18 protein-coding genes are annotated in these 21468 nt (G+C 68.7%); 2 read left to right on the top strand and 16 right to left on the bottom strand.

Annotated features, from left to right (window positions below):
- Position 1: 1 nt before the first annotated feature.
- The 14 genes from fdxA to QNO21_RS08185 form a co-directional block, all read right to left on the bottom strand.
- On the bottom strand, positions 2-319 hold the full coding sequence (gene fdxA, locus QNO21_RS08120; RefSeq protein WP_257516462.1) for a ferredoxin: 318 nt from the start codon (positions 317-319) through the stop codon (positions 2-4).
- Positions 316-720 (bottom strand): histidinol dehydrogenase, encoded by a 405-nt coding sequence (locus QNO21_RS08125; RefSeq protein WP_257519188.1) that lies wholly within the window; start codon positions 718-720, stop codon positions 316-318. The genes fdxA and QNO21_RS08125 overlap by 4 nt, the downstream gene beginning before the upstream one ends.
- Before the next feature lie 21 nt (positions 721-741).
- Entirely contained in the window at positions 742-1056 is a 315-nt protein-coding gene (locus QNO21_RS08130) for an AzlD domain-containing protein (protein WP_257516460.1), read from the bottom strand.
- Positions 1053-1820 carry an AzlC family ABC transporter permease gene (locus tag QNO21_RS08135; RefSeq protein WP_257516459.1) on the bottom strand — a complete coding sequence of 256 codons (768 nt, stop codon included), beginning with the start codon at positions 1818-1820 and terminating at the stop codon, positions 1053-1055. Before QNO21_RS08135 ends, QNO21_RS08130 begins: the two co-directional genes overlap by 4 nt.
- Before the next feature lie 24 nt (positions 1821-1844).
- On the bottom strand, positions 1845-3755 hold the full coding sequence (typA, locus tag QNO21_RS08140; protein WP_257519189.1) for a translational GTPase TypA: 1911 nt from the start codon (positions 3753-3755) through the stop codon (positions 1845-1847).
- A 149-nt stretch (positions 3756-3904) separates the two neighbouring features.
- Positions 3905-5632 carry a dipeptide ABC transporter ATP-binding protein gene (locus tag QNO21_RS08145; RefSeq protein WP_257519190.1) on the bottom strand — a complete coding sequence of 576 codons (1728 nt, stop codon included), beginning with the start codon at positions 5630-5632 and terminating at the stop codon, positions 3905-3907.
- On the bottom strand, positions 5629-6672 hold the full coding sequence (locus QNO21_RS08150) for an ABC transporter permease (RefSeq protein WP_257519191.1): 1044 nt from the start codon (positions 6670-6672) through the stop codon (positions 5629-5631). The genes QNO21_RS08145 and QNO21_RS08150 overlap by 4 nt, the downstream gene beginning before the upstream one ends.
- Positions 6669-8189 carry an ABC transporter permease gene (locus QNO21_RS08155; protein ID WP_257519192.1) on the bottom strand — a complete coding sequence of 507 codons (1521 nt, stop codon included), beginning with the start codon at positions 8187-8189 and terminating at the stop codon, positions 6669-6671. Before QNO21_RS08155 ends, QNO21_RS08150 begins: the two co-directional genes overlap by 4 nt.
- Before the next feature lie 94 nt (positions 8190-8283).
- A complete protein-coding gene (locus tag QNO21_RS08160) occupies positions 8284-10023 on the bottom strand; it encodes an ABC transporter substrate-binding protein (protein WP_257519193.1) in 1740 nt (579 codons plus the stop codon).
- Positions 10024-10177: 154 nt separating this feature from the next.
- Positions 10178-10750 (bottom strand): PH domain-containing protein, encoded by a 573-nt coding sequence (locus QNO21_RS08165; RefSeq protein WP_257519194.1) that lies wholly within the window; start codon positions 10748-10750, stop codon positions 10178-10180.
- Complete coding sequence (locus QNO21_RS08170; RefSeq protein ID WP_257519195.1) at positions 10747-12432, bottom strand: dipeptide ABC transporter ATP-binding protein; 1686 nt, start codon at positions 12430-12432, stop codon at positions 10747-10749. Before QNO21_RS08170 ends, QNO21_RS08165 begins: the two co-directional genes overlap by 4 nt.
- Positions 12429-13376, bottom strand: a complete 948-nt coding sequence (locus tag QNO21_RS08175; RefSeq protein WP_257515096.1) for an ABC transporter permease — start codon at positions 13374-13376, stop codon at positions 12429-12431. The genes QNO21_RS08170 and QNO21_RS08175 overlap by 4 nt, the downstream gene beginning before the upstream one ends.
- The gene (locus tag QNO21_RS08180; protein ID WP_257515095.1) at positions 13366-14295 is read right to left on the bottom strand and encodes an ABC transporter permease; all 930 of its coding nucleotides are present in this window, start codon (positions 14293-14295) and stop codon (positions 13366-13368) included. Before QNO21_RS08180 ends, QNO21_RS08175 begins: the two co-directional genes overlap by 11 nt.
- 72 nt (positions 14296-14367) lie before the next feature.
- On the bottom strand, positions 14368-15993 hold the full coding sequence (locus QNO21_RS08185; protein ID WP_257515094.1) for a peptide ABC transporter substrate-binding protein: 1626 nt from the start codon (positions 15991-15993) through the stop codon (positions 14368-14370).
- 145 nt (positions 15994-16138) lie between these two features.
- Between QNO21_RS08185 and QNO21_RS08190 the strand changes: the two genes are divergently transcribed.
- Both QNO21_RS08190 and QNO21_RS08195 read left to right on the top strand, forming a co-directional pair.
- Positions 16139-16954 carry a CPBP family intramembrane glutamic endopeptidase gene (locus tag QNO21_RS08190; protein WP_257519196.1) on the top strand — a complete coding sequence of 272 codons (816 nt, stop codon included), beginning with the start codon at positions 16139-16141 and terminating at the stop codon, positions 16952-16954.
- A 197-nt stretch (positions 16955-17151) separates the two neighbouring features.
- Positions 17152-18147 carry a type IV toxin-antitoxin system AbiEi family antitoxin domain-containing protein gene (locus QNO21_RS08195; RefSeq protein ID WP_257519197.1) on the top strand — a complete coding sequence of 332 codons (996 nt, stop codon included), beginning with the start codon at positions 17152-17154 and terminating at the stop codon, positions 18145-18147.
- Between the two features lie 56 nt (positions 18148-18203).
- On the opposite strand, the gene gcvP is transcribed toward QNO21_RS08195, so the two are convergent.
- Positions 18204-21068 (bottom strand): aminomethyl-transferring glycine dehydrogenase, encoded by a 2865-nt coding sequence (gcvP, locus tag QNO21_RS08200; RefSeq protein ID WP_257519198.1) that lies wholly within the window; start codon positions 21066-21068, stop codon positions 18204-18206.
- Positions 21065-21448, bottom strand: coding sequence for a glycine cleavage system protein GcvH (gcvH, locus tag QNO21_RS08205; RefSeq protein ID WP_257513701.1), 384 nt, complete (start codon positions 21446-21448; stop codon positions 21065-21067). Before gcvH ends, gcvP begins: the two co-directional genes overlap by 4 nt.
- Between the last annotated feature and the right edge of the window lie 20 nt (positions 21449-21468).

Here is a 21468-nt window from a genome sequence, read left to right on the forward strand (position 1 = left end):
GTCAGGCCTGCGGCGGGAGAGCGGCGATGATCGGGTGATCGTGCTTGATCACACCCGTCTTCGCGGCACCACCGGGCGAGCCGATGTCCTGGAAGAACTCGACGTTCGCGGTGTAGTAGTCCGCCCACTCGGCGGGCAGGTCGTCTTCGTAGTAGATCGCCTCGACGGGGCAGACCGGCTCACAGGCGCCGCAGTCCACGCACTCATCGGGGTGTATGTACAGCGACCTCTCACCCTCGTAGATGCAGTCGACAGGGCACTCGTCGATGCAGGCGCGGTCCTTGACATCGACGCACGGGAGGGCGATCACATACGTCACTCCCCCAGTCTAGGCGACCTCTTCGCATCCGGGAGGCGTGACAGGTCGGGCCAGGCGACGACGACCGCGACGACGAGGGGCACGGCGATCGTCCAGACGACGCCGGCCGAGAGCATTCCGTCCGTCGGGGCGGGGACGATGACCGAGCCGCCGGGGCCGGGGCCCGAGAACAGGAGGGTCGCGGCCATCGCACCGATACCAGCTGCCAAGGCGACCCACCGGTCCGCGGTCAGCAGCCGCACAGCCACCAGCAGCGCGGACACTCCGACGATGGACAGCACGAGACCGAGCGGGAACCACCCGAGGGCGTAGGAATGAGAGACGGTCCCGGCGACCCCGTACACGAAGCCGGTCACGACGGCGATGATCCACGTCAGCACGCGCGCCCTGGTCGATTCCACCTCAGCAGTCTAGGCGGCCGGTCACGCCGCCAACCCCCACAGCCGCAGCAGCGCAGCCGTGCCCGCGGCGGCCAGCACGACCACCAGGAAGGGGGCGCGCAGCAGCAGCAGCCCCGCCGCCACGACGAGGGCGGGCAGACGCGCGTCGATGACGACGCCCTGTCCGACGCCGAGCGTCTGCACCGCCACCAGGGCCGCCAGCAGCGCCACGGTGAGCAGGTCGGCCACGCGTGCGGGGCGGGGTGCTTCGAGCACCTTCGGCGGGATGAGATACCCGACAGCCTTCAGCGCGACGCAGATGATCGCCGCCAGGACAACGGCGTTCCACAGGGTCAAGGCAGCCCCTCCCGCTCGGGGACGTCGTCGGGGTCACCGAAGGCGTTGGCGCTCGCGGGTGAGGCGAACCAGTTGAACAGACCCACCACGACAGCCACCAGGGCGGCGATGAGCACGGGCAGTCCCGGCATGAGCAGGGGCGTGAGCACTGTCGCCACCACGGCGGCCGCGCTGCCCACCGCGATCGCCTGGCGCTCGCGCAGGCGCGGCCACAGCAACGCGAGAAACGCTGCGGCAGCGGCGGCGTCGAGCCCATACGCGCGCGGATCGCCCAGCAGGTCCCCGAGAAGCGCGCCGATCAGCGTCGAGAGATTCCACCCGACGTATATGCCGAGGCCCGTGACCCAGAAGCCGATCTGCCGCGCCCGGGGCGCGGTCTGGGCGAGAGCGACGGCCGTCGACTCGTCGATGGTGAACTGCGCCGCCGCCGCTCGCCGCCACAGCGGCCCTCCGATGACCGGCGCCATGCGCATCGCGTAGGCGACGTTGCGCACCCCCAGCAGCGACGCCGAGGCGATCGCCGCGGGGACGGCGGCCAGTCCGCCGGCGCCGATGACCCCGACGAAGGCGAACTGCGAGCCGCCGGTGAACATCACCAGGCTCAATACGCAGGTCTGCCAGACGTCGAGACCGGATGCCACTGCGAGGGCGCCGAACGACACGCCGTAGGCGCTGGTGGCAAGTGCCACCCCCAGCCCTTCGCGCGTCGCCCGGCGAACCTGACGGGCGGCATCCGCCCCGTCAGCAGACGTCCCTTCGCTCACCCGAAGATGCTAGCGGCGAGGGCGTCAGGCGTTGGCGTCCTGGCGCTTGAGCCGGGCGGTGTTGCGGGCGCGCTCGTTGCCGTCCAGGTTCACCTTGCGGATGCGCACGATCTCGGGAGTGACCTCGACGCATTCGTCGTCGCGGGCGAACTCGAGGCTCTCCTCGAGCGTCAGCAGCCGCGGCGGCGTCATCGACTCGAAGGTGTCGGAGCTCGCCGCACGCATGTTGGTGAGCTTCTTCTCCTTGGTGATGTTCACGTCCATGTCGTCCGCGCGCGAGTTCTCGCCGATCACCATGCCCTCGTACACCTCCTGCGTGGGCTGCACGAAGAACGACATCCGCTCCTGCAGCGCGATCATCGCGAAGGGCGTGACCACACCGGAGCGGTCAGCCACGACCGAGCCGTTCTGACGCGTCTGGATGTGCCCTGCCCACGGCTCGTAGCCGTGCGAGATCGCGTTGGCGATGCCGGTGCCGCGGGTGGTGGTGAGGAACTCGGTGCGGAAGCCGATGAGACCGCGCGAGGGGACGATGAACTCCATGCGCACCCAGCCGGTGCCGTGGTTGGTCATGTTCTCCATGCGGCCCTTGCGGGCGGCCAGCAGCTGCGTGATCGCCCCGAGGTACTCCTCGGGGGCGTCGATCGTGAGGTGCTCGAACGGCTCGTACGTCTTGCCGTCGATCTTCTTGGTGACCACCTGGGGCTTGCCGACGGTCAGCTCGAAGCCCTCACGGCGCATGTTCTCGACGAGAATGGCCAGCGCCAGCTCGCCGCGGCCCTGCACCTCCCACGCGTCGGGACGCCCGATGTCGACGACCTTGAGCGAGACGTTGCCGATGAGCTCGCGGTCGAGGCGGTCCTTGACCATGCGCGCGGTGAGCTTGTGACCCTTCACCTTGCCGACCAGCGGCGAGGTGTTGGTGCCGATCGTCATCGAGATGGCGGGCTCGTCGACGTGGATCTGCGGCAGCGGTCGCACGTCATCGGGATCGGCGATCGTCTCGCCGATCGTGATGTCGGGGAATCCGGCGATGGCGACGATGTCGCCCGGGCCTGCGGACTCGGCCGGGTAGCGGTCGAGGGCGCGGGTCTTGAGCAGCTCGGTGATGCGGGCGTTGCTGGTGGTGCCGTCAGCACGGACCCAGGCGACGGTCTGGCCCTTCTTCAGCGTGCCGTTGAAGACGCGCAGGAGCGCAAGGCGACCGAGGAACGGCGATGAGTCGAGGTTCGTGACCCACGCCTGCAGCGGTGCCTCGTCGTCGTACGACGGCGCGGGGACGTGCTGCAGGATCGCCTCGAAGAGCGGCTCGAGGTCGTCGTTGTCGGGAAGGCTGCCGTTCTCGGGACGGTTGGTCGAGGCGGCTCCCGCACGACCCGAGGCGTAGACCACGGGAACGTCGAGCAGAGCGTCGACATCGAGGTCGGGAACATCGTCCTGCAGGTCGGACGCGAGGCCCAGCAGCAGATCGTGGGCCTCTTCTTCGACCTCTGCGATACGCGCGTCCGGGCGGTCGGTCTTGTTGACCAGCAGAATGACGGGCAGCTTCGCCTCGAGCGCCTTGCGCAGCACGAAGCGCGTCTGCGGCAGCGGACCCTCACTGGCATCCACCAGCAGCACCACGCCGTCGACCATCGACAGGCCGCGCTCGACCTCGCCGCCGAAGTCGGCGTGACCCGGCGTGTCGATGACGTTGATCGTCACCGGAACGTCGGTGTGCAGCCCGTTGTACGTGATCGCCGTGTTCTTGGCGAGGATCGTGATGCCCTTCTCACGCTCGAGGTCGTTCGAGTCCATCGCGCGTTCCTCCATGTGCTCGTGAGAGCCGAAGGACCCGGTCTGGCGGAGCATCGCGTCGACGAGCGTGGTCTTGCCGTGGTCGACGTGCGCGACGATCGCGACATTACGGAGGTCCGGACGGAGGGCGTGCGCCATCGATTTTCCTTGCGGGGAGAGGGGAAAGAATCTGCGCCGTCCCCAGGCGAAACCGAAGGGCCGACACTCCAGGATACAGGAAGCGGGGCGGGGTCTGGTCGACCCCGCCCCGTTCAGGGTGCGCTCACCGGCGCCGGCCGGGTCCGAACCTACGCGTCGGGGGTGTCTCCGAGCGAGTCCAGCAGAGCCCGCCGGGCCAGCCGGCGCTCACGCTGCTCGACCGGGTCGGGCACGGGAGACGCGGCGAGAAGACGCTTGGTGTAGTCGTCCTGCGGGTCGTGAAGCACGGTGCTCGTCTCGCCCTGCTCGACCGCGTGACCGTCCTTCATCACCAGCACGTGATCGGCGAGCATGTCCACGACAGCCAGGTCGTGGCTGACGAGCATGCAGGCGAAGTCGAACTCGCGCTGCAGTTCGCGCAGCATCTCGAGCACGGCGGCCTGCACCGAGACGTCGAGCGCCGACGTCGGCTCGTCCGCGATCAGCAGCTCGGGCTTGAGCGCCAGCGCCCGGGCGATCGATACACGCTGCCGCTGGCCGCCGGAGAGTTCGTGCGGGTAGCGGTTGACGACGTCGGTGGGAAGGCGCACGGCGTCGAGGAGCTCGCGGGCACGGGCCTGACGCGACCGCTTGTCGCCCACACGGTGCACGACCATCGGCTCGATGATGCACTCGCCGATCGGGAAGCGGGGGTTCAGCGACGACGCAGGGTCCTGGAAGACCGCGCCGATGTGACGACGCACGTTCTTCGCGGCGCGCCCGCGCAGCTTGGCGAAGTCCTCACCGCGCACCTTGAGCGAACCCGAGGCCACGGGAAGCAGGCCCAGCACCGCCTTCGCGATCGTGGACTTGCCCGATCCGGACTCACCCACGACGCCGAGCACCTCGCGCCTGCCGAGGTCGAAGGAGACCCCTTCGACGGCGCGGAACGCCTTGCCGCGCATCACGTAGTCCAGTGCGAGATCCTCGGCCACGAGCACCAGGTCGCGCTCGGCCGGCGTCGCGGCGGCGCGCTCGCGCTCGCGCGTCTCGGTGACCGCGGTACCCGCACCCAGGGCGGAACCCGACAGGCGCGGCACGGCGTTGAGCAGCTTGCGGGTGTAGGGGTGCTGCGGGTTCTTGAGCACGTCCGTCACCAGGCCCTGCTCGACGAGCTCGCCCTTGTACATGACGACCACGCGGTCGGCGAGGTCCGCCACGACGCCCATGTTGTGCGTGATCAGCAGGATGCCGACGTCGAGGTCGTCCTTGAGCGACCGCAGCAGGTCGAGGATCTCGGCCTGCACCGTGACGTCGAGAGCCGTCGTGGGCTCGTCGGCGATGATCACGCGAGGGTTCAGGGCGATCGCCATCGCGATGACGATGCGCTGCCGCTGACCGCCCGAGAACTGGTGCGGGTACTGCGAGATGCGCGTCTCGGGGTCGGGGATGCCCACGCGCTGCAGCAGCTCGACCGAGCGCTCCCGCGCGTCCGCACCGTAGGCGACGTCGTGCAGCTCGAAGACCTCGGTCATCTGCCGCTCCACCGTCAGCACCGGGTTCAGCGCCGACATCGGCTCCTGGAAGATCATCGCCACCTGGGTGGCCCGCATCGCGCGCATCTTCTCCGGCGCGATACCGACGACCTCGGTGCCGCCGACCTCGGCGGAGCCGGTGACCAGGGCGTTCTCGGGGAGCAGCCCCATGGCGGCCGATGAGCTCACCGACTTGCCCGAACCCGATTCACCCACGATCGCGACGACCTCGCCGGCGCGGAGATCGAGGCTCACACCCTTGACAGCGCGGACGAGTCCGGACTCGACGGCGAAGTCGACCCGCAGATCGGTGAGCCGCAGGGCGGCATCCGCACCCGCGGGGTGCGTATCCGTGTACGTCACGACAGTCCCTTCTCAGCGCGCAGGCGTTCCAGTCTGCGTGGACTCCATTTGCGGGTCTGCCGCGGATCGAAGGCGTCGCGCAGACCGTCCCCGATGAAGTTCACCGCCAGCACGATGACCAGGATGATCATGCCCGGCCACCAGAACAGCCACGGCCGGTTGGTGAAGGCACCCTGGTACGTGCTGATGAGCAGGCCGAGGGATGTCTCTGGCGCCCTCACACCGAACCCGAGGAAGCTCAGCGAACTCTCGAGCAGGATCGCGCCGCCGATCGCGAACGTGGCATTCACGACGATGATGCCGATCGTGTTGGGCACCAGATGCTTGAAGATGATCCGGAACGCGCTCGCACCGGTCGAACGGGCGGCCGCGACGTAGTCGCGCTCACGGAGCGAGAGGACCTCTCCGCGCACCAGACGCGCCAGGCCCGTCCACGAGGCGAGACCGATCATCAGGGCGAGCGCGAAGATGCCTCCGCCGGAGATCTTGCCGAGCACGGCGGCGAGGACGAGCAGCGGGATGACGATGAAGATGTCGGTGATGCGCATCAGCACGTTGTCGACCCAGCCGCGGAAGTAGCCCGCGACCGCGCCCATGACGGCGCCGATCGTCGTCGCGACGATACCCACGGTGAAGGCGATGATCAGCGACCGCTGGGTGCCGACCATCACGAGCGAGAAGTAGTCCTTGCCGACGTTGTCCTGCCCGAAGGGGTGCTCGCCCCAGCGGATGCCGTCCCCGCCGAGCCACGTCGGGATCAGGCTCAGCGTCGGACGGCCGCCGTCGATGACGTTGCCCGCCGCGAGGTAGCTCTTGTCCCACCAGCCGGGGATGCCGGCGAAGCCGATCGACGTGAAGGCGACGATGATGATCGCGAAGAGGAGGACGGTCGAGATCAGCGCCGCACGGTGACGGAGGAACCGTCGCAGCACCAGCCGTCCCTGTGAGAGCGGCTTGGTGTCCTTGGCGGCGAGGGCCGCGTCCTCGGCCTCTGCGAGGTCGTAGATCGCGTCGTTCTGGGGTGTGGAGTTGTTGCTCATACTCGGATCCTGGGGTCGAGGTAGGCGTAAGAAATATCGGCGAGCAGGTTGAACAGAACCGCGACGCCTCCGGTGATCACGAAGAACGCCATGACCGGCGCGGGGTCGACCTGGTCGAGGCCGACGGCGAACAGGTCGCCCATCCCCTTCCATCCGAAGACGCGTTCGGTGACGACCGCGCCGCCGATGAGGCCCGCGAAGTCGAACGCGGCGATCGTCGCGATGGGGATGAGGGCGTTGCGCAGCGCGTGCCGGAAGATGACGGTGCGCTCGGGTGCGCCCTTCGCGCGTGCGGTGCGGATGTAGTCCTGGCGGTTGACCTCGAGCATCGAGGTGCGGGTGTAGCGGCTGTAGCTCGCCAGTGAGATGAGCGTCAGCAGCAGCGTCGGCAGCAGCATCTGCGTGCCGTAGTCGAGGAAGGTCTCCCAGAAGCCACCGCGGAAGTTCGGTGTCTGTGAGCCGATGGTGGAGATCGGCCGGGGCTTGAGACCGAGGAAGTTCGGCCACACCCGGAAGAGGTGGTCGAGTGTCGTGAGTCCCGCACCGATCACGCCCGTCACCGTGGCGGCGATGATCGCCTGGGTGCGGTAACGGTGGCTCATGAACCGCGCGAGGACCCAGGGCAGGGCGATCGCGAGGACGATGCCGAGGATGAGCACGCCCCAGTTCATGTAGTAGACGAAGACGTTGAAGAGCACCAGCTGCATGATGCTGACGCCGGCAGCCGTGATGAGCGCCGGAACGAGCACCTCCCGGTTGCGCAGCCCCACGGTCATGGCGGTGACGCTGAGCGCCACACCGAAGGTCAGGACGGCGACACCGATCATGCCGAGCTGGGGGTTGCGGAAGAGGTCGAGTGCCGTGAAGGTCGGCATCGCGACGGCGAAGAACGCCGTGGTGACGAGGAAGGTCGCTATCCGCCGCTTGACGGAGCCCGCGAGAACCACCTGCATCACGAATCCGAGGACCACGGAGATGAGGATGATCTGTACCGGAGTGAAGCCCGGGTCCTGCAGCCAGTTGTTGAACCCAATGGCCATGTACTCCTTGAGGAGCACGGCGGCCCAGAACACGGGAAGTGAGAAGAAGAGGAAGGTGCCGAAGGTCACCGCGTAGTCGAGGCCCGAGTACTGACGGACGGCGGTCAGGATGCCGACCGCGACGCCGATGATGAGGGCGAGCACGGTGGCAAGGAGGACGAGGCGCAGTGTCGAGGAAGCAGCCTGGCCGAGGAGGGTGCCGACATCTACGCCGGAGCGGTTGGTGCCGAAATCGCACTGGCCGATGACGCATCGGCTGACGCCGCCCAGCCAATCGAGATAGCGCTGCCACCACGGCAGGTCGAGATTCATGTACTCGATGCGCTGCTGGATCAGGAGCTCGCGGTTGCGCGCGTTGCTCTCGCGCAACTCTGCGAGCGGATCCCCGGAGTTGATGACCAGTACGTACATCAGTACCGAGGCGCCCAGCATGATGCCGACGGCCTGGACGAGGCGTCGCAGGATGAACTTCAGCACGACAGTGCTTCCCTTCGGGTTTATCGGGAACGGTCGCGATCACAGATGTGCGGGCCGGCCGCAGGCCGACCCGCACATCCGAACATCGGCCGAATTACTCGGCGCTGCTCCAAGCGTACGCGTTCCAGGAGATACCACTCTGCGTGGTGGTCCGCTCAACGCCGTCGACGCTGGCGCTCGCTGCGTCCACGCCCGGGTGGGCGAAGACCGGGATGCCGAACAGGTCGGCCCACAGGAGCTCCTCGATCACCTTGGTCTGCTCCAGGTGCACCTCGGGGTCGAGGCTGTTCTTCAGCGTCGCCCAAGCGGCGTCGACCTCGGGGTTGGAGTAGCCACCGTAGTTCTGCGGCTTGCCCGTGGCGTAGATGTTCTCGCCAGAGGCGATCTGGCCGGAGCCGGCCCAAGCGAACAGCGCCACCTCGTAGTCGCCGCGCTCCTGCGTGCCGCCCGGCTGGAAGAAGTCCTCGTTGCCCGCGTCGACGATGTTGAAGCCGGCCTGGTCGCACGACGACTTGATCAGAGCGACCTGGTCCGCGCGGCGCGGGTTGGGTGCGGAGTATCCGATACGGACCTCAGCGCCCTGGGCACCCTGCTCCGCGACGATGCGCGCTGCCTCTTCGATGTTCGGCTCGTCGTACTCGCCGTTGTAGGACGCCTCGACGACCTCTTCGTAGCTGTCCTGGAAGGGGAACACCTCGCGGGCGTTGAGCACGACCGCCGCGGGGTCGATCGGCTTGATCAGGTTGTCGACGATCTGCTGGCGCGGCACGCACATGGCGAAGGCCTGACGCAGCTCCAGGTTGTCGGCGAACAGCGAGCCCTCGATGAAGTTGAAGTCGAGGTGCTCCCACGTCAGCGACGGGCCGGACAGGATGTTGACCGCGTCGCCGAGCTCTTCGAGCTGCGCGAGGGTGTCGACGGTCGGCTGCGGCGCGATGACGTCGAGGTCACCGTTGTCGAGGGCCTGGACCATGGCGTCCTGGCCGACGAAGCGGAAGACGATCTCGGCGTTCTGCGGCGCGAGCTTCTCGCCGTAGTATTCCTCGTTCGCCACGAGGGTGACGGACTGACCGGCATCCCACGAGCTGAGCTTGTACGGACCCGAGGAGGGCATCAGCGCCTCGTCGGGCAGCTCGCCGGGGTTGGTGAACCAGCCGGTGTTCCAGAACTCGGCGGCGGGCTCGAGGGCGGCGGTGTCGCCGTCGAGGATCGCCTGGGCGAGCTCTTCGGTCTCCATGCCGGCCTGCTCCGCGACGATGTGCGCGGGGTCGAGCATCCAGGTCTGGATCTTCCAGTCCGGGTTCTTCACGGCGAACTCGACCGTGAACTCCTTGCCGTCGAGCTCGCCCTGCGGGCCCGCGGGGACCTCTTGGCCCATGTCCTGAGAAACCGAGTTGAACAGCGGGCCGTCGGGGCCGGCGAGGTTGGTGTTCTGCACGCCCCACGCCAGCACGGCGTCGGCGACGGTGATCGGGGTGCCGTCAGACCAGACGGCGTCGTCCGAGATGGTGTACTCGACCGTCAGCGGGTCCTCCGACACCAGCTCGTACGAGCCCAGGTCGGTGTTGTCCTCGATCGAGCCGTCCGGAGCGAAGTACGTGAAGCCGGTCTTCATCTGGTCCGTGATCGCCGAGTTGTACGTGCTGTACGTCTCGGGCGTGTAGCCGTTGTAGCTGATGAAGTCGTTCGGTCCCACGGAAACGGCGATCGACGCGGACCCCGTGGGCTCGTTGGTGTCACCGCTGCCGTCGTCACTGGGCGGTGCGCAGGCGGTGAGCGCCAGGGCGGTGACGCCGATGGCGGCCCCGGCGATAAGGGTTCGACGTGAACGCATTTGGTCTCCTACATTGGTGCGGGCAATGGCACTCGCGGCCTGCTTCGACTGACCTACATCGCTCGGGCTGCGAATACCGAAACTATAGGTGAACGTCACCTGGCCGATCGGCGCGGGCCGAAAATAGTTACAAACCGTTAACCCGGACACGGGCTCAGGCGCGGCTCCCGCCGACCATGAGGGCGAGCAGCGCCCACGCGATCACACCGGCCAGGGACAGCACGACGGGCAGGTTCCACCCTCGCTTCACCTGCCCTGTGGCGGGGCCACGGTCGACGGCGGCCTCCCAATGACGGCGGATGAGCTCCACGTCCGAGCAGGCGGGGACGTGCCGCTCGGCATCCGCACCCCGCCCACGCCGTGGGCGGGGTGGCCTGAGGGCTGGTCCGCCGAAGGCGACCACCTTCGAGCCGTCGTCGAGCTGCAACGTCAACTGCCATCGGGTCGTGATGTCACGCACCCGCGCCCAGGGCACCGCGGCGCGCCGCAACGGGTTGACCACCGTGATGCCCTGCGCATCGGTGTGCACCGTCGGGGCGTACAGCGCAGCGAAGATGATCCAGTCCACCAGCAGGATCCCCGGCGCCAGCACCAGCATCTGCCCGAACCCGGCGCGCAGGACGGCATCCCCCAGCAGGAACGCCGTCATAGCGCCCGCGGCGACCAAGGCGACCGTCCCCGAGCCCGACCGATAGGCGCGGCGACCCGCGCCTGCGGCCTGACTCATGTCTCGGTGTCTACGACGCCGGCACCGAGTGTCATGGACGCGCCGGGGATGGCTTCCAGCAGACGCCGGGTGTACTCCTCGGCGGGGTTGGCGAAGATCTCGTCGACCGTGCCCTGTTCGACGATCTTGCCGCGCTCCATGACGCAGACGAAGTCGGCGACCACACGCACCACCGCGAGGTCGTGCGTGATGAACAGGTAGGTCAGCCCGAGCTCGGACTGCAGGTCGGCCAGCAGCTGCAGGATCTGGTCCTGCACCAGCACGTCCAGCGCAGACACGGCTTCGTCCAGCACGACGATGTCGGGCTTCAGCGCCAGCGCGCGCGCGATGGCGACACGCTGTCGCTGCCCTCCGGAGAGCTCGTTCGGGTAACGGGATGCCAGCTCCTGCGGCAGCGAGACCTGGTCCAGCAGCTCGGCCACCCGGGCGCGGCGGGACGTCGCGTCGCCGACGTGGTGCACGTCCAGCGGCTCGGCGATCGTGCCGCCGATGCTGCGCAGCGGATCGAGGGACCCGTACGGGTCCTGGAAGACCGGCTGCATGCGTCGCCGCAGCGCGAAGGACCTGCGCCCCGAGAGCCGGGCGATGTTCTCGTCCTCGATGAGGATGGTGCCCGACGTCGGCTTCTCGAGGTCGAGCACCATCTTCGCGATCGTCGATTTGCCCGACCCGGACTCACCCACCAGCGCCAACGTGCGGCCGCGCGGCATCTCGAACGAGACGTCGTCGACGGCGCGGAACCGCTCGCTGCGGAACGACCCCTGCCGGATCTTGTACTCCTTGACCAGGCCCTGCACCACGACCGCCGGCGCACCGGTGGCCAGATCCGCCTCGTGCCGGATGCCGCGGTCCTCGGCGCGGGCCTGGATGCGCTGGGACGCCAGGCTCGGCGCGGCGGCGACCAGCCGCTGGGTGTACGGGTGCTGCGGGTTCTCGAGGATCTCGCGACTGGGCCCGGACTCGACGATCGCGCCCTGGTGCATGACGACGATCGTGTCGGCGCGCTCCGCGGCGAGCCCCAGGTCGTGCGTGATGAGGAGCACCGATGTCCCCTTCTCCGCCGCGAGCGACGCCATGTGGTCGAGGATGACCCGCTGCACGGTGACGTCGAGGGCCGAGGTCGGCTCGTCGGCGATGAGCAGCTTCGGGTCGGCGGCGAGGCCGATGCCGATGAGGGCCCGCTGGCGCATGCCTCCGGAGAACTGGTGCGGGAACTGATGCAGCCGGCGTTCGGCATCCGCCAGTCCCGCCTGCTGCAGCACCTCGACGGCGCGCCGCTCGACCTCTTTGCGTCCGGTGGCGATGCCGTTGGCGCGGATGGCCTCCTTGACCTGGAAGCCGATGCTCCACACCGGGTTGAGGTTGGACATCGGGTCCTGGGGCACGTAGCCGATCTCGCGGCCGCGGATGCGCTCCATCTGCGGCGGCGTGAGCGTCGTGAGATCGCGACCTTCGAGCGTGATGGACCCGCCGGTGACGTGGCCGGTGCCCGGCAGCAGGTCGACGATCGCCGAGGCGGTCGTGGACTTGCCCGAGCCGGACTCCCCCACAATGGCGACGGTCTCGCCGGGGTGGATGTCCAGATCGATCCCGTGCAGGACTTCGGTGGAGGTCTTTCCCGCGTCGAATGCGACGGTCAGATCGCGGATGGACAGCAGAGGCGTGCGGTTCGCCGGCATCATCGACGTGCCCTCGCTTTCGGGTCCAGGGCGTCTCGCAGGAGCTCGCCCAGGATGATGAACGCAAGGACCGTCACGGTCAGCGCGATGGACGGATAGATCAGCGCCAGGGGCGCGACGCGCAGCGAGGACTGCGCCTGGCTGATGTCCAGCCCCCACGACATGGTGCCGCTGCCGAGACCGACACCCAGGAACGACAGGGTCGCCTCGGCCGAGATCGCGGTTCCCAGCGTGATGGTGGCCACGACGATGACGGGTGCCAGGGCGTTGGGCAGCACGTGCGCGAGCAGGGTGCGGAACCGCGAGAGGCCGATCGCGCGCGACGCGGTCACGAAGTCCGCCTGTCGCACCCGCAGCACCTCGGAGCGAATGACGCGCGCCGTCGACGCCCAGGCGAACCCGCCGATGGCGAAGGCGAGCAGGAGCGGTGTGCGGTTCTGCGAGAAGACGCTCATGACGACGATGGCCGCGAGGATGTACGGGATCGCGAAGAAGATGTCTCCGACGCGCGAAAGCACCGAGTCGAGCCATCCGCCGTAGAACCCGGCGAGCGCGCCCATGACGACCCCGAGGACGGTGCTGATCAGGGTGGCGAGCAGGCCAACGAGGAGCGAAGTGCGTGCGCCCCACACGATGCGGGACCAGATGTCGCACCCTTGGAAGGTGAAGCCCAGCGGGTGGCCGGAGCTCGGACCGCCGTTGCTGTTGGCGAGGAAGCACTCGGTGTCGGGCGGGACGGGCGTGAACAGCGTGGGCCACGCAGCCATGAGGACGACCAGGAGCACGAGCACTCCGGTGACCCAGAAGGTGGGGCGGCGGCGGATGTCGCGCCAGGCGTCGCGCCAGAGGTTGCTGGGCTTTGCCGCGACGCGCACGGCGTCGACGTTGATCGTGGTGGTCTTGACGGGAGCGACGTAGTGCGCCGTGGGGAAGCGATCACTGGGCATAGCGGATCCTCGGGTCGAGCAGGCCGTACAACAGGTCGATGACCAGGTTGACCAGGACGTAGACGATGACGAACACGGTCACGAAGGAGACGACGGTGGGGCCTTCCTGGCGGCGGACCGCCTCGAAGAGCACGTTGCCGACGCCGGGAACGTTGAAGATGCCCTCGGTGACGGTCGCGCCCACCAGCAGCACGCCGAAGTTGGTCGCCGTGTTCGTGACCACGGGGATGAGCGAGTTGCGCAGCACGTGCACGGGGATGACGCGACGCCGCGAGAGGCCCTTGCTGTAGGCGGTGCGCACCCAGTCCTGGTTGAGCGTGTCGATCACCGATGCGCGGGTCAGACGCATGCTGGTGGCGTAGAGGCTGAGGCCGAGCACGATGGCCGGCAGCCACAGGTCCATCCAGCCGTTCTGCACCCCCACGGTCGGTCGGAACCAGCCGAGCTGGATCGCCAGGAAGTACTGCGCGAGGAAGGCGAGGACGAACACGGGAACGGCGACGAAGACGAGCGCGATCACGAGCGAGGCGTTGTCGAAGATCCTCCCCTTGCGCAGCCCCGAGATCGTGCCGATGACGATCGCGAGCACGAGCTCTATCGCGATGGCCAGCGCCGCCAGGCGGATCGTCACGGGGAACGTGCGGGCGAGCACTTCGCTCACCGGCTGACCCGAGAAGCTCACGCCGAAGTCCCCCTGGAAGACGCCGGTGATGTAGAAGAAGTACTGCACGATGAAGGGATCGTCGAGATGGTATTCCTCGCGGATCTGCGCCAGCAGCGCCGGGTTCGGCGTGCGGTCGCCGAACAGGGCCAGGATGGCGTCGCCGGGCATGGCGAACACCATGAAGTAGATGAGCAGCGTGGCCCCGAAGAATACGGGGATCACCTGCAGCACTCGTCTGACGATGTAACCGAGCACGTCCGCTCTCCCTGGGAATCGGAACGACTCGCGAGGCGGTGACGGACGGCCACCGCCTCGCGAGTGAGGTGGCTATTCGGCCTTGGTGATCAGGTGGAACAGCGGTACGGAGTTCCAGCCGAACTCCACGTTCTGCACCGTGGGGGCGAAGCCGCCGGTCACGTTGGCGTACCACAGCGGGATGACCGGCAGATCCTGCAGCAGCACGCTCTGAGCCTCGGAGAAGAGCGCGTTCGCCTCCTCCGTGTCGGTCGTCGAGATGCCCGCCGTCAGCAGCCCGTCGAACTCCGCGCTGGAGTAGTCACCGTCATTGGATCCGGCGTTGGTCGCGTAGAGCGGTCCCAGGAAGTTGTACAGACCCGGGTAGTCCGCCTGCCAGCCGGTGCGGAAGGCGGTGGTGATGGCGTCGTTGTTCACCAGCTCGCGCAGTTCGGCGAGGGTCGGGTAGGGAGCGCCCGACGCTTCGATCCCGAGGTTGTTCTTGAGCGAGTTCGACACCGCGTCGACCCACTGGTCGTGGCCGCCGTCGGCGTTGTAGCCGATCTGGAAGGAACCGTCCCACGGTGAGATGGCGTCAGCCTCGGCCCACAGCTCGGCGGCACGCTCGGGGTTGTACTCCAGCACCTCGGCACCCTCGAGCGAGTCGGACCAGCCGTCGATGACGGGCGAGGTGAAGTCGCTGGCGGGGGTGCGGGTGCCCTGGAAGATCTTCTCGGTGATCTCGTCGCGGTTGATCGCCATCGAGATGGCCTGACGGCGCAGCTGGCCTTCCTCACCCGAGAAGTGCGCGAGGCGCTCCGGGATCGTGAACGACTGGAAGATGGCGGCCGGCTGGTTGACGGCACCCTCGCCGAGGTCGGACTCGAAGGTCGCCAGCGACGTCGGCGGAATCACGTCGATCACGTCGACCTGGCCACCGAGCAGGTCGGCGTACGCGGCATCCTGCGAGGAGTAGAAGGTGATGGTGAGGCCACCGTTCTGGGCCTGACGCACACCGTCGTAGTCTTCGTTCTTCACGAGGTCGATCTGCACGTTGTGCTGCCACGCGCCCTCACCGTCGAGCATGTACGGGCCGTTGCCGATCGGGTTCTCGCCGAACGCCTCCATGTCTTCGAACGCAACATCCGGAAGCGGGTAGTAGGCGGAGTAGCCCAGGCGCTGCGCGAAGTCCGACGCGGGCTTGTTGAGCGCGATCGTGAAGGTGTAGTCGTCGACCATCTCGAGGCCGGTCAACTCCGTGTCCTCGTCGTAGCTGAATCCCTCGATGTCCTCGAAGAAGTAGCTGTTGTAATGCTTGTTCGACGCGAGTGCGCCTTGGTTCCACGCGTTGATGAAGTTGTCGGCGGTGACCTCTTCGCCGTCCGTGAAGAGCTGACCCTCTTTGAGCTTGACGGTGAGGTTCTGCGGGTCTTCGACCGTGATCTCTTCGGCCATGTCGTTGACGGCGGTGCCGTCGGCCTCGTACGACACCAGACCGGCGAAGACCGAGTCGAGGATCATGCCACCGCCGACCTCGTTGGTCATGGTGGGAATCAGCGGGTTCTCCGGCTCGCTTCCGTTGGTGGTGATGATCGCGGTGGCAACGGCGTCACCGGATTCCTCGGGCTCGTCTCCGCCGCCTCCGGCGCAACCGGCGAGGGCGAGTGCGCCCGCCGTCAGCAGCGTCAGGCCGGCGAGGGCATTCTTGTTGCGATCCACGTTTCCTCCTGTGCAGGGATGTTGTGAGTCACGGTCTCGCAGAGCGCGGCAGTGGCACACGAGTTGAGGCACGCTATGGCGCCCGCGCATCCCTGACCAGGATCTGGCCGAAAGCGTTACATGCTCTTTACTAAATCCCCGTCCGATGTGGCAATCTGACAGCGTGACCGCTCCCAGTCCGCGCGTACCGAGTGCGGAAGGCGCTACCCGGATCCGTCTGTGGTGGGAGATCGCGATCGTCTTGTCGATCACGCTCGGCCAGTCCGCGCTGTACTCGGTGCTCACGCTCGTGCGGCGCCTGCTCTCCCCCACCCCCCTGGGCCAGCAGCAGACGCAGCTGAACCCGTCGCGCGATGCGGCGGCCGCGTGGGATGCGCTCTACCAGCTGCTCGACATCTTCTTCGACCTGGCTCTGGTCGCCCTCGTCGTCTACCTGCTGTGGGAACCGGGGACGAACGCCCTGCGCCGCATCGGGCTCGACTTCACCCGATTCGGCGGCGACCTGGCACGCGGCGTGCTGGTCACGGCGGTGATCGGCATCCCCGGGCTCGCACTCTACGCAGTGGGCCGCCTGCTCGGGTTCTCGGTGGCGGTCGTCGCGTCGCCCCTGGATGCCGCGTGGTGGACGGTCCCGATCCTGCTGTTCGCCGCCGTGCGCGCAGCGCTGCTCGAGGAAGTCATCATGCTGGGGTGGTTGTACGACCGGCTCCGCCGCCTGGGCTGGGGCTGGTGGCCGATCATCCTGTCTTCGGCTGTGCTGCGCGGCGCGTACCACGCCTACCAGGGAGTCGGCGGGATGGTCGGCAACTTCGTGATGGGGATCGTCTTCGGCTGGTGCTACCGCCGGTGGGGCAGGGTGATGCCACTCGTCGTGGCCCACACGATCCTCGACGTGGTGTCGTTCGTCGGCTACCCGCTGGCCGCCGCCCTCTGGCCCGCGGTCTTCGCGCCCGTGCGCTGACGCGCGCCATCGGTCGCTGAGACGAATACTCGCGGACGAGACGGCGGGTGCCACCCACGGTCTCGTCCGCCCGCATTCGTCTCACGGTGACCGGGCGGGTCGGCGGGGGCTCCTGCACAGCGGCGGGAACGCGGGAGTTGTCCCGGCGGCGATGGTCCCGACGCATGCCGCAGCCGCATCCCAGGCAGGGTGGCCGGATGCCGATCCTGCTCGCCGGCCCGCAGCCGGCTCCGATCCCGCTCCTGCGCACCGCGGAGGTTCCCCACCCTGAACGCGCCGTCGCCCGCGGCGAGCTCGCGCGCGTCAGACCCGGTGTCTACGTGCCGGCGGAAGCCTGGCGCGACCTCGCTCCCTGGGGAAGGTACCTCGCGCGCGTCCACGCGGTGGCGCTCGGCTACCCCGACGCGGTGTTCAGCCACGAGTCCGCCGCTGCCCTCATGGGATTGCCGGTGTTCGGCGACCCGATGGTCGTCCACGTGCTCCAGAATCCGCTCGGCCGCTCGCGCCTGGCATCCGGCATCCGCGTGCACACCCACCGGGGCGAACGCGAGATCCTCGAGATCGGCGGGCTGCTCGTCACGGGCATCCTCGACACCGCCGTCGATCTGGCCCGATCACGGCACGGGGCGATCGGACTCTCCGTGGCGGATGCCGCGCTGCGCGCCGACCCCTCGCTGGAGGCCGCCGCCATGCGCGAGGGCAACGAGCAGCGCATCAGCAAGCGCGGGCGCGCCGTCGCGCGGTGGGCGCTGAGCCGGGCGAACCGGCTGGCGGAGACCGCGCTCGAGAGCGTGAGCCGCGCCGTGGTCGAATGGCTCGGCTTCCCCGAACCCGCGCTCCAGGTCTCCTTCCGAACAAACGACGGCGGCCATGATCGCAGCGACATGGTGTGGGAACCAGCGTCGGTCGCCGGCGAATGCGACGGCGGAATGAAGTACGACGGCCGGTTCGGTCCGGCGCAGCACGTCATCGCCCGCCAAGGTGCGCGGGATGCACGACTGCGTCGGCACGTGCGCACCGTCGCCCACTGGGGGTGGCACGATGTCGTACCTGCCGCACCGCTGCGCGACATCCTCATCGGCGCCGGCCTTCGCCCCAAGGCCCCCGAAGACACCGCCGCCCTGTTCTCTCTCCGTCGCGCGCTCACCGCCGCCACCCGTGAGACGAATGCCGACGGCCGAGACCGCGGGTGACACCCAGGGTCTCGGCCGCCAGGATTCGTCTCAGCGCGCGGGCGAGCGAGGCGCGGTTACGCGAACGCCTCCGGGGGCGGGCACGCGCACACGAGGTTGCGGTCGCCGTACGCGTTGTCGATGCGCCGCACCGGCGGCCAGTACTTCGTGCGCACCTGGGCGGGCACGGGATACACCGCGGTCTCGCGCGAGTACGGGTGCGACCAGTCCCCGGCGATGACCGACTGCGCGGTGTGCGGCGCGTTCACGAGCGGATTGTCGGATGCCGGCCACTCCCCCGCCGCGACGGCGTGCGCCTCGGCGTGGATCGCGACCATCGCCTCGATGAACCGCTCGATCTCGCCGAGGTCCTCGGATTCGGTCGGCTCCACCATCAGGGTCCCCGCGACCGGGAACGACATCGTCGGAGCGTGGAAGCCGTAGTCGATGAGCCGCTTGGCGACGTCGTCGACGGTGATGCCGGTGGCCTCCCGCAGCGGCCGCAGGTCGAGGATGCACTCGTGCGCGACGAGCCCGCCCTCCCCCGCGTACAGCACCGGGTAGTGCTCGCGCAGCCGCGCGGCGATGTAGTTGGCCGCGAGCACGGCGGCCCCCGTCGCCTCGCGCAGGCCTTCGGCGCCCATCATCCGCACGTACGCCCACGAGATCGGCAGGATCGAGGCCGACCCGTACGGCGCCGCCGAGACCGGACCGCCGTCGAAGACGAAGCCGCCGGCGTGGTCGGCGCGCTGCGACAGCGGGTGCGACGGCAGATAGGGCGCGAGGTGCGCCTTGGCCGCCACCGGTCCGACGCCCGGCCCGCCGCCGCCGTGCGGGATGGCGAATGTCTTGTGCAGGTTCAGGTGCGACACGTCCCCGCCGAGGTCGCCGAAGCGGGCGAAGCCCAGCAGCGCGTTGAGGTTCGCCCCGTCGACGTACACCTGACCGCCCGCGTCGTGCACCGCCTGAGTGATCTCCCGCACGTCGTGCTCGTACACCCCGTGCGTCGAGGGGTACGTGATCATGAGCGCCGCCAGCCGATCGGCGTGCGCGCCGATCTTCGCGCGCAGATCGCCGAGGTCGACGTTGCCGGCCTCGTCGCACGCCACCACGACGACCGACATACCCGCCAGCACCGCCGAGGCGGCGTTGGTGCCGTGCGCCGACGACGGGATGAGGCACACGGTGCGCTCCGTGTCGCCGTTCGCCCGGTGGTAGCCGCGGATCGCGAGAAGCCCTGCGAGCTCGCCCTGCGAACCGGCGTTGGGCTGCAGCGACACCGCGTCGTAGCCGGTGACCTCGGCCAGCCACGACTCCAGCTGCTCGATCATCGCGAGGTATCCGGCGACATCGTCGGCGGGCGCGAACGGGTGCACCTTCGCGAACTCCGGCCACGACACCGCCGCCATCTCGGTCGCGGCGTTGAGCTTCATCGTGCAGGACCCGAGCGGGATCATGCCACGGTCCAGAGCATAGTCGCGGTCGGCGAGCTGCTTGAGGTAGCGCATCATCGCCGTCTCCGAGTGGTGACTCGTGAAGACGGGATGGGTGAGGTACTCGTCATCGCGCCGCAGCACCCCGTCGACCGCCGCCAGCGGCTGGGCGTCGGCGAACGACAGCTCCGCCCCGGGCTCCTCCACGGCGCCGAACGCCCACGCGACGGCGGCGAGGTCGGACGCCGTGGTCGTCTCGTCCACCGATACCCCGACCGACGCGTCGTCGGCCCAGAAGAGCTGGTACCCGCGGCTGCGCGCGCGCTCGATCACCCGTGCGGCATCGCCCGGCACGAACACCCGCAGCGTGTCGAACACCGCGTCGGATGCCAGTGTCAGCCCGTATCCGCGCAGCTCCGTCGCGAGCGCCTCCGTCTTCTTCGCGACGTCGGTCGCGATGCGGCGCAGCCCTTCGGGCCCGTGGTAGACGGCGTACATGGATGCCATGACCGCCAACAGCACCTGCGCGGTGCAGATGTTCGACGTGGCCTTCTCGCGTCGGATGTGCTGTTCGCGCGTCTGCAGCGCCAGGCGGTAGGCCGGGTGCCCCGCGGCATCCTGCGAGACCCCCACCAGACGCCCGGGCAGCTGCCGCTCGAGGCCCGAACGCACCGCCATGTATCCGGCGTGGGGCCCGCCGAAGCCCATCGGCACGCCGAAGCGCTGCGTCGTGCCCACGGCGATGTCCGCCCCGAGCGAGCCCGGTGAGCGCAGCAGCGTCAGCGCCAGCAGGTCGGCCGCCACGACGACGAGCCCACCCTGCGCCTGCACGGCGGCGATCGCCGCGCTGGGGTCCCACACCCGACCGGTCGCCCCCGGGTACTGGATGAACGCGCCGAAAACCCCCTCCGGCACAGCGCCGGCGTAATCGGTCTCGATGAGTTCGATCCCGAGTGCCTCGGCCCGGTGCCGCAGCAGCGCCTTGGTCTGCGGGAACGCGTCGGTGTCGACGAGGAACGCATTCGACGCGCCCTTCGAGGCCCGCCGGGCCACGAGCATGCCCTCCACGACGGCGGTGGCCTCATCGAGCATCGACGCGTTCGCCGTCGCGAGCCCCGTGAGGTCGGTCACCATCGTCTGGAAGTTGATGAGCGCTTCCAGCCGACCCTGCGAGATCTCCGGCTGGTACGGCGTGTACGCGGTGTACCAGGACGGGTTCTCGAAGACGTTCCGCTGGATCACCGCGGGGGTGTGCGTGTCGTAGTAGCCCAAGCCGATCATGGCCTTCGCCGGCCGGTTGGATGCCGCGAACTCCCGCAGCTCCGTAAGCGCGTCGTGCTCGGTGGCCGCCGGCGGGATGTCGCTCGTCGGGCGTGGCTGCACCTGGATCGACGCCGGCACGGCGCGCTCGAGCAGGGCGTCGACGCTGTCGTATCCCAGCACGTCGAGCATCTGGCGCGCGGCAGCGGCGTCGGTGCCGATGTGGCGGGCGGCGAAGGCGCCGGTCATGCGTCGCCGCCGGTGAGGGCGAGATAGCCGGCGCGGTCGAGCGTGTCGCCCAGCGACGCCCCGTCGATGCGCAGCTTGATCAGCCATCCGCTGCCGAACGCGTCGGTGTTGACCACCGAGGGGTCGGCCACGACGTCTTCGTTGACCTCCACGACCTCGCCCGAAGCCGGCGCGTAGAGCTCGCCGACCGACTTCGTGGACTCGATCTCCCCGCACACCTGCCCGGCGGTGACGGTGGAGCCGGGGCTCGGCAGCTCGACGAAGACGACGTCGCCCAGCTGCTGCGCGGCGTAGTCGGTGATGCCGATCGTCGCGACGTCGCCGTCGACGGCGATCCACTCGTGCTCGGCGGTGTAGTGGAGGGTGGTGAGGTCGGCCATGGTGTGCTCCCGGGTTTCGG

The sequence above is a fragment of the Microbacterium sp. zg-Y818 genome (genome assembly GCF_030246905.1).
In the GTDB taxonomy this organism is placed as follows: domain Bacteria; phylum Actinomycetota; class Actinomycetes; order Actinomycetales; family Microbacteriaceae; genus Microbacterium.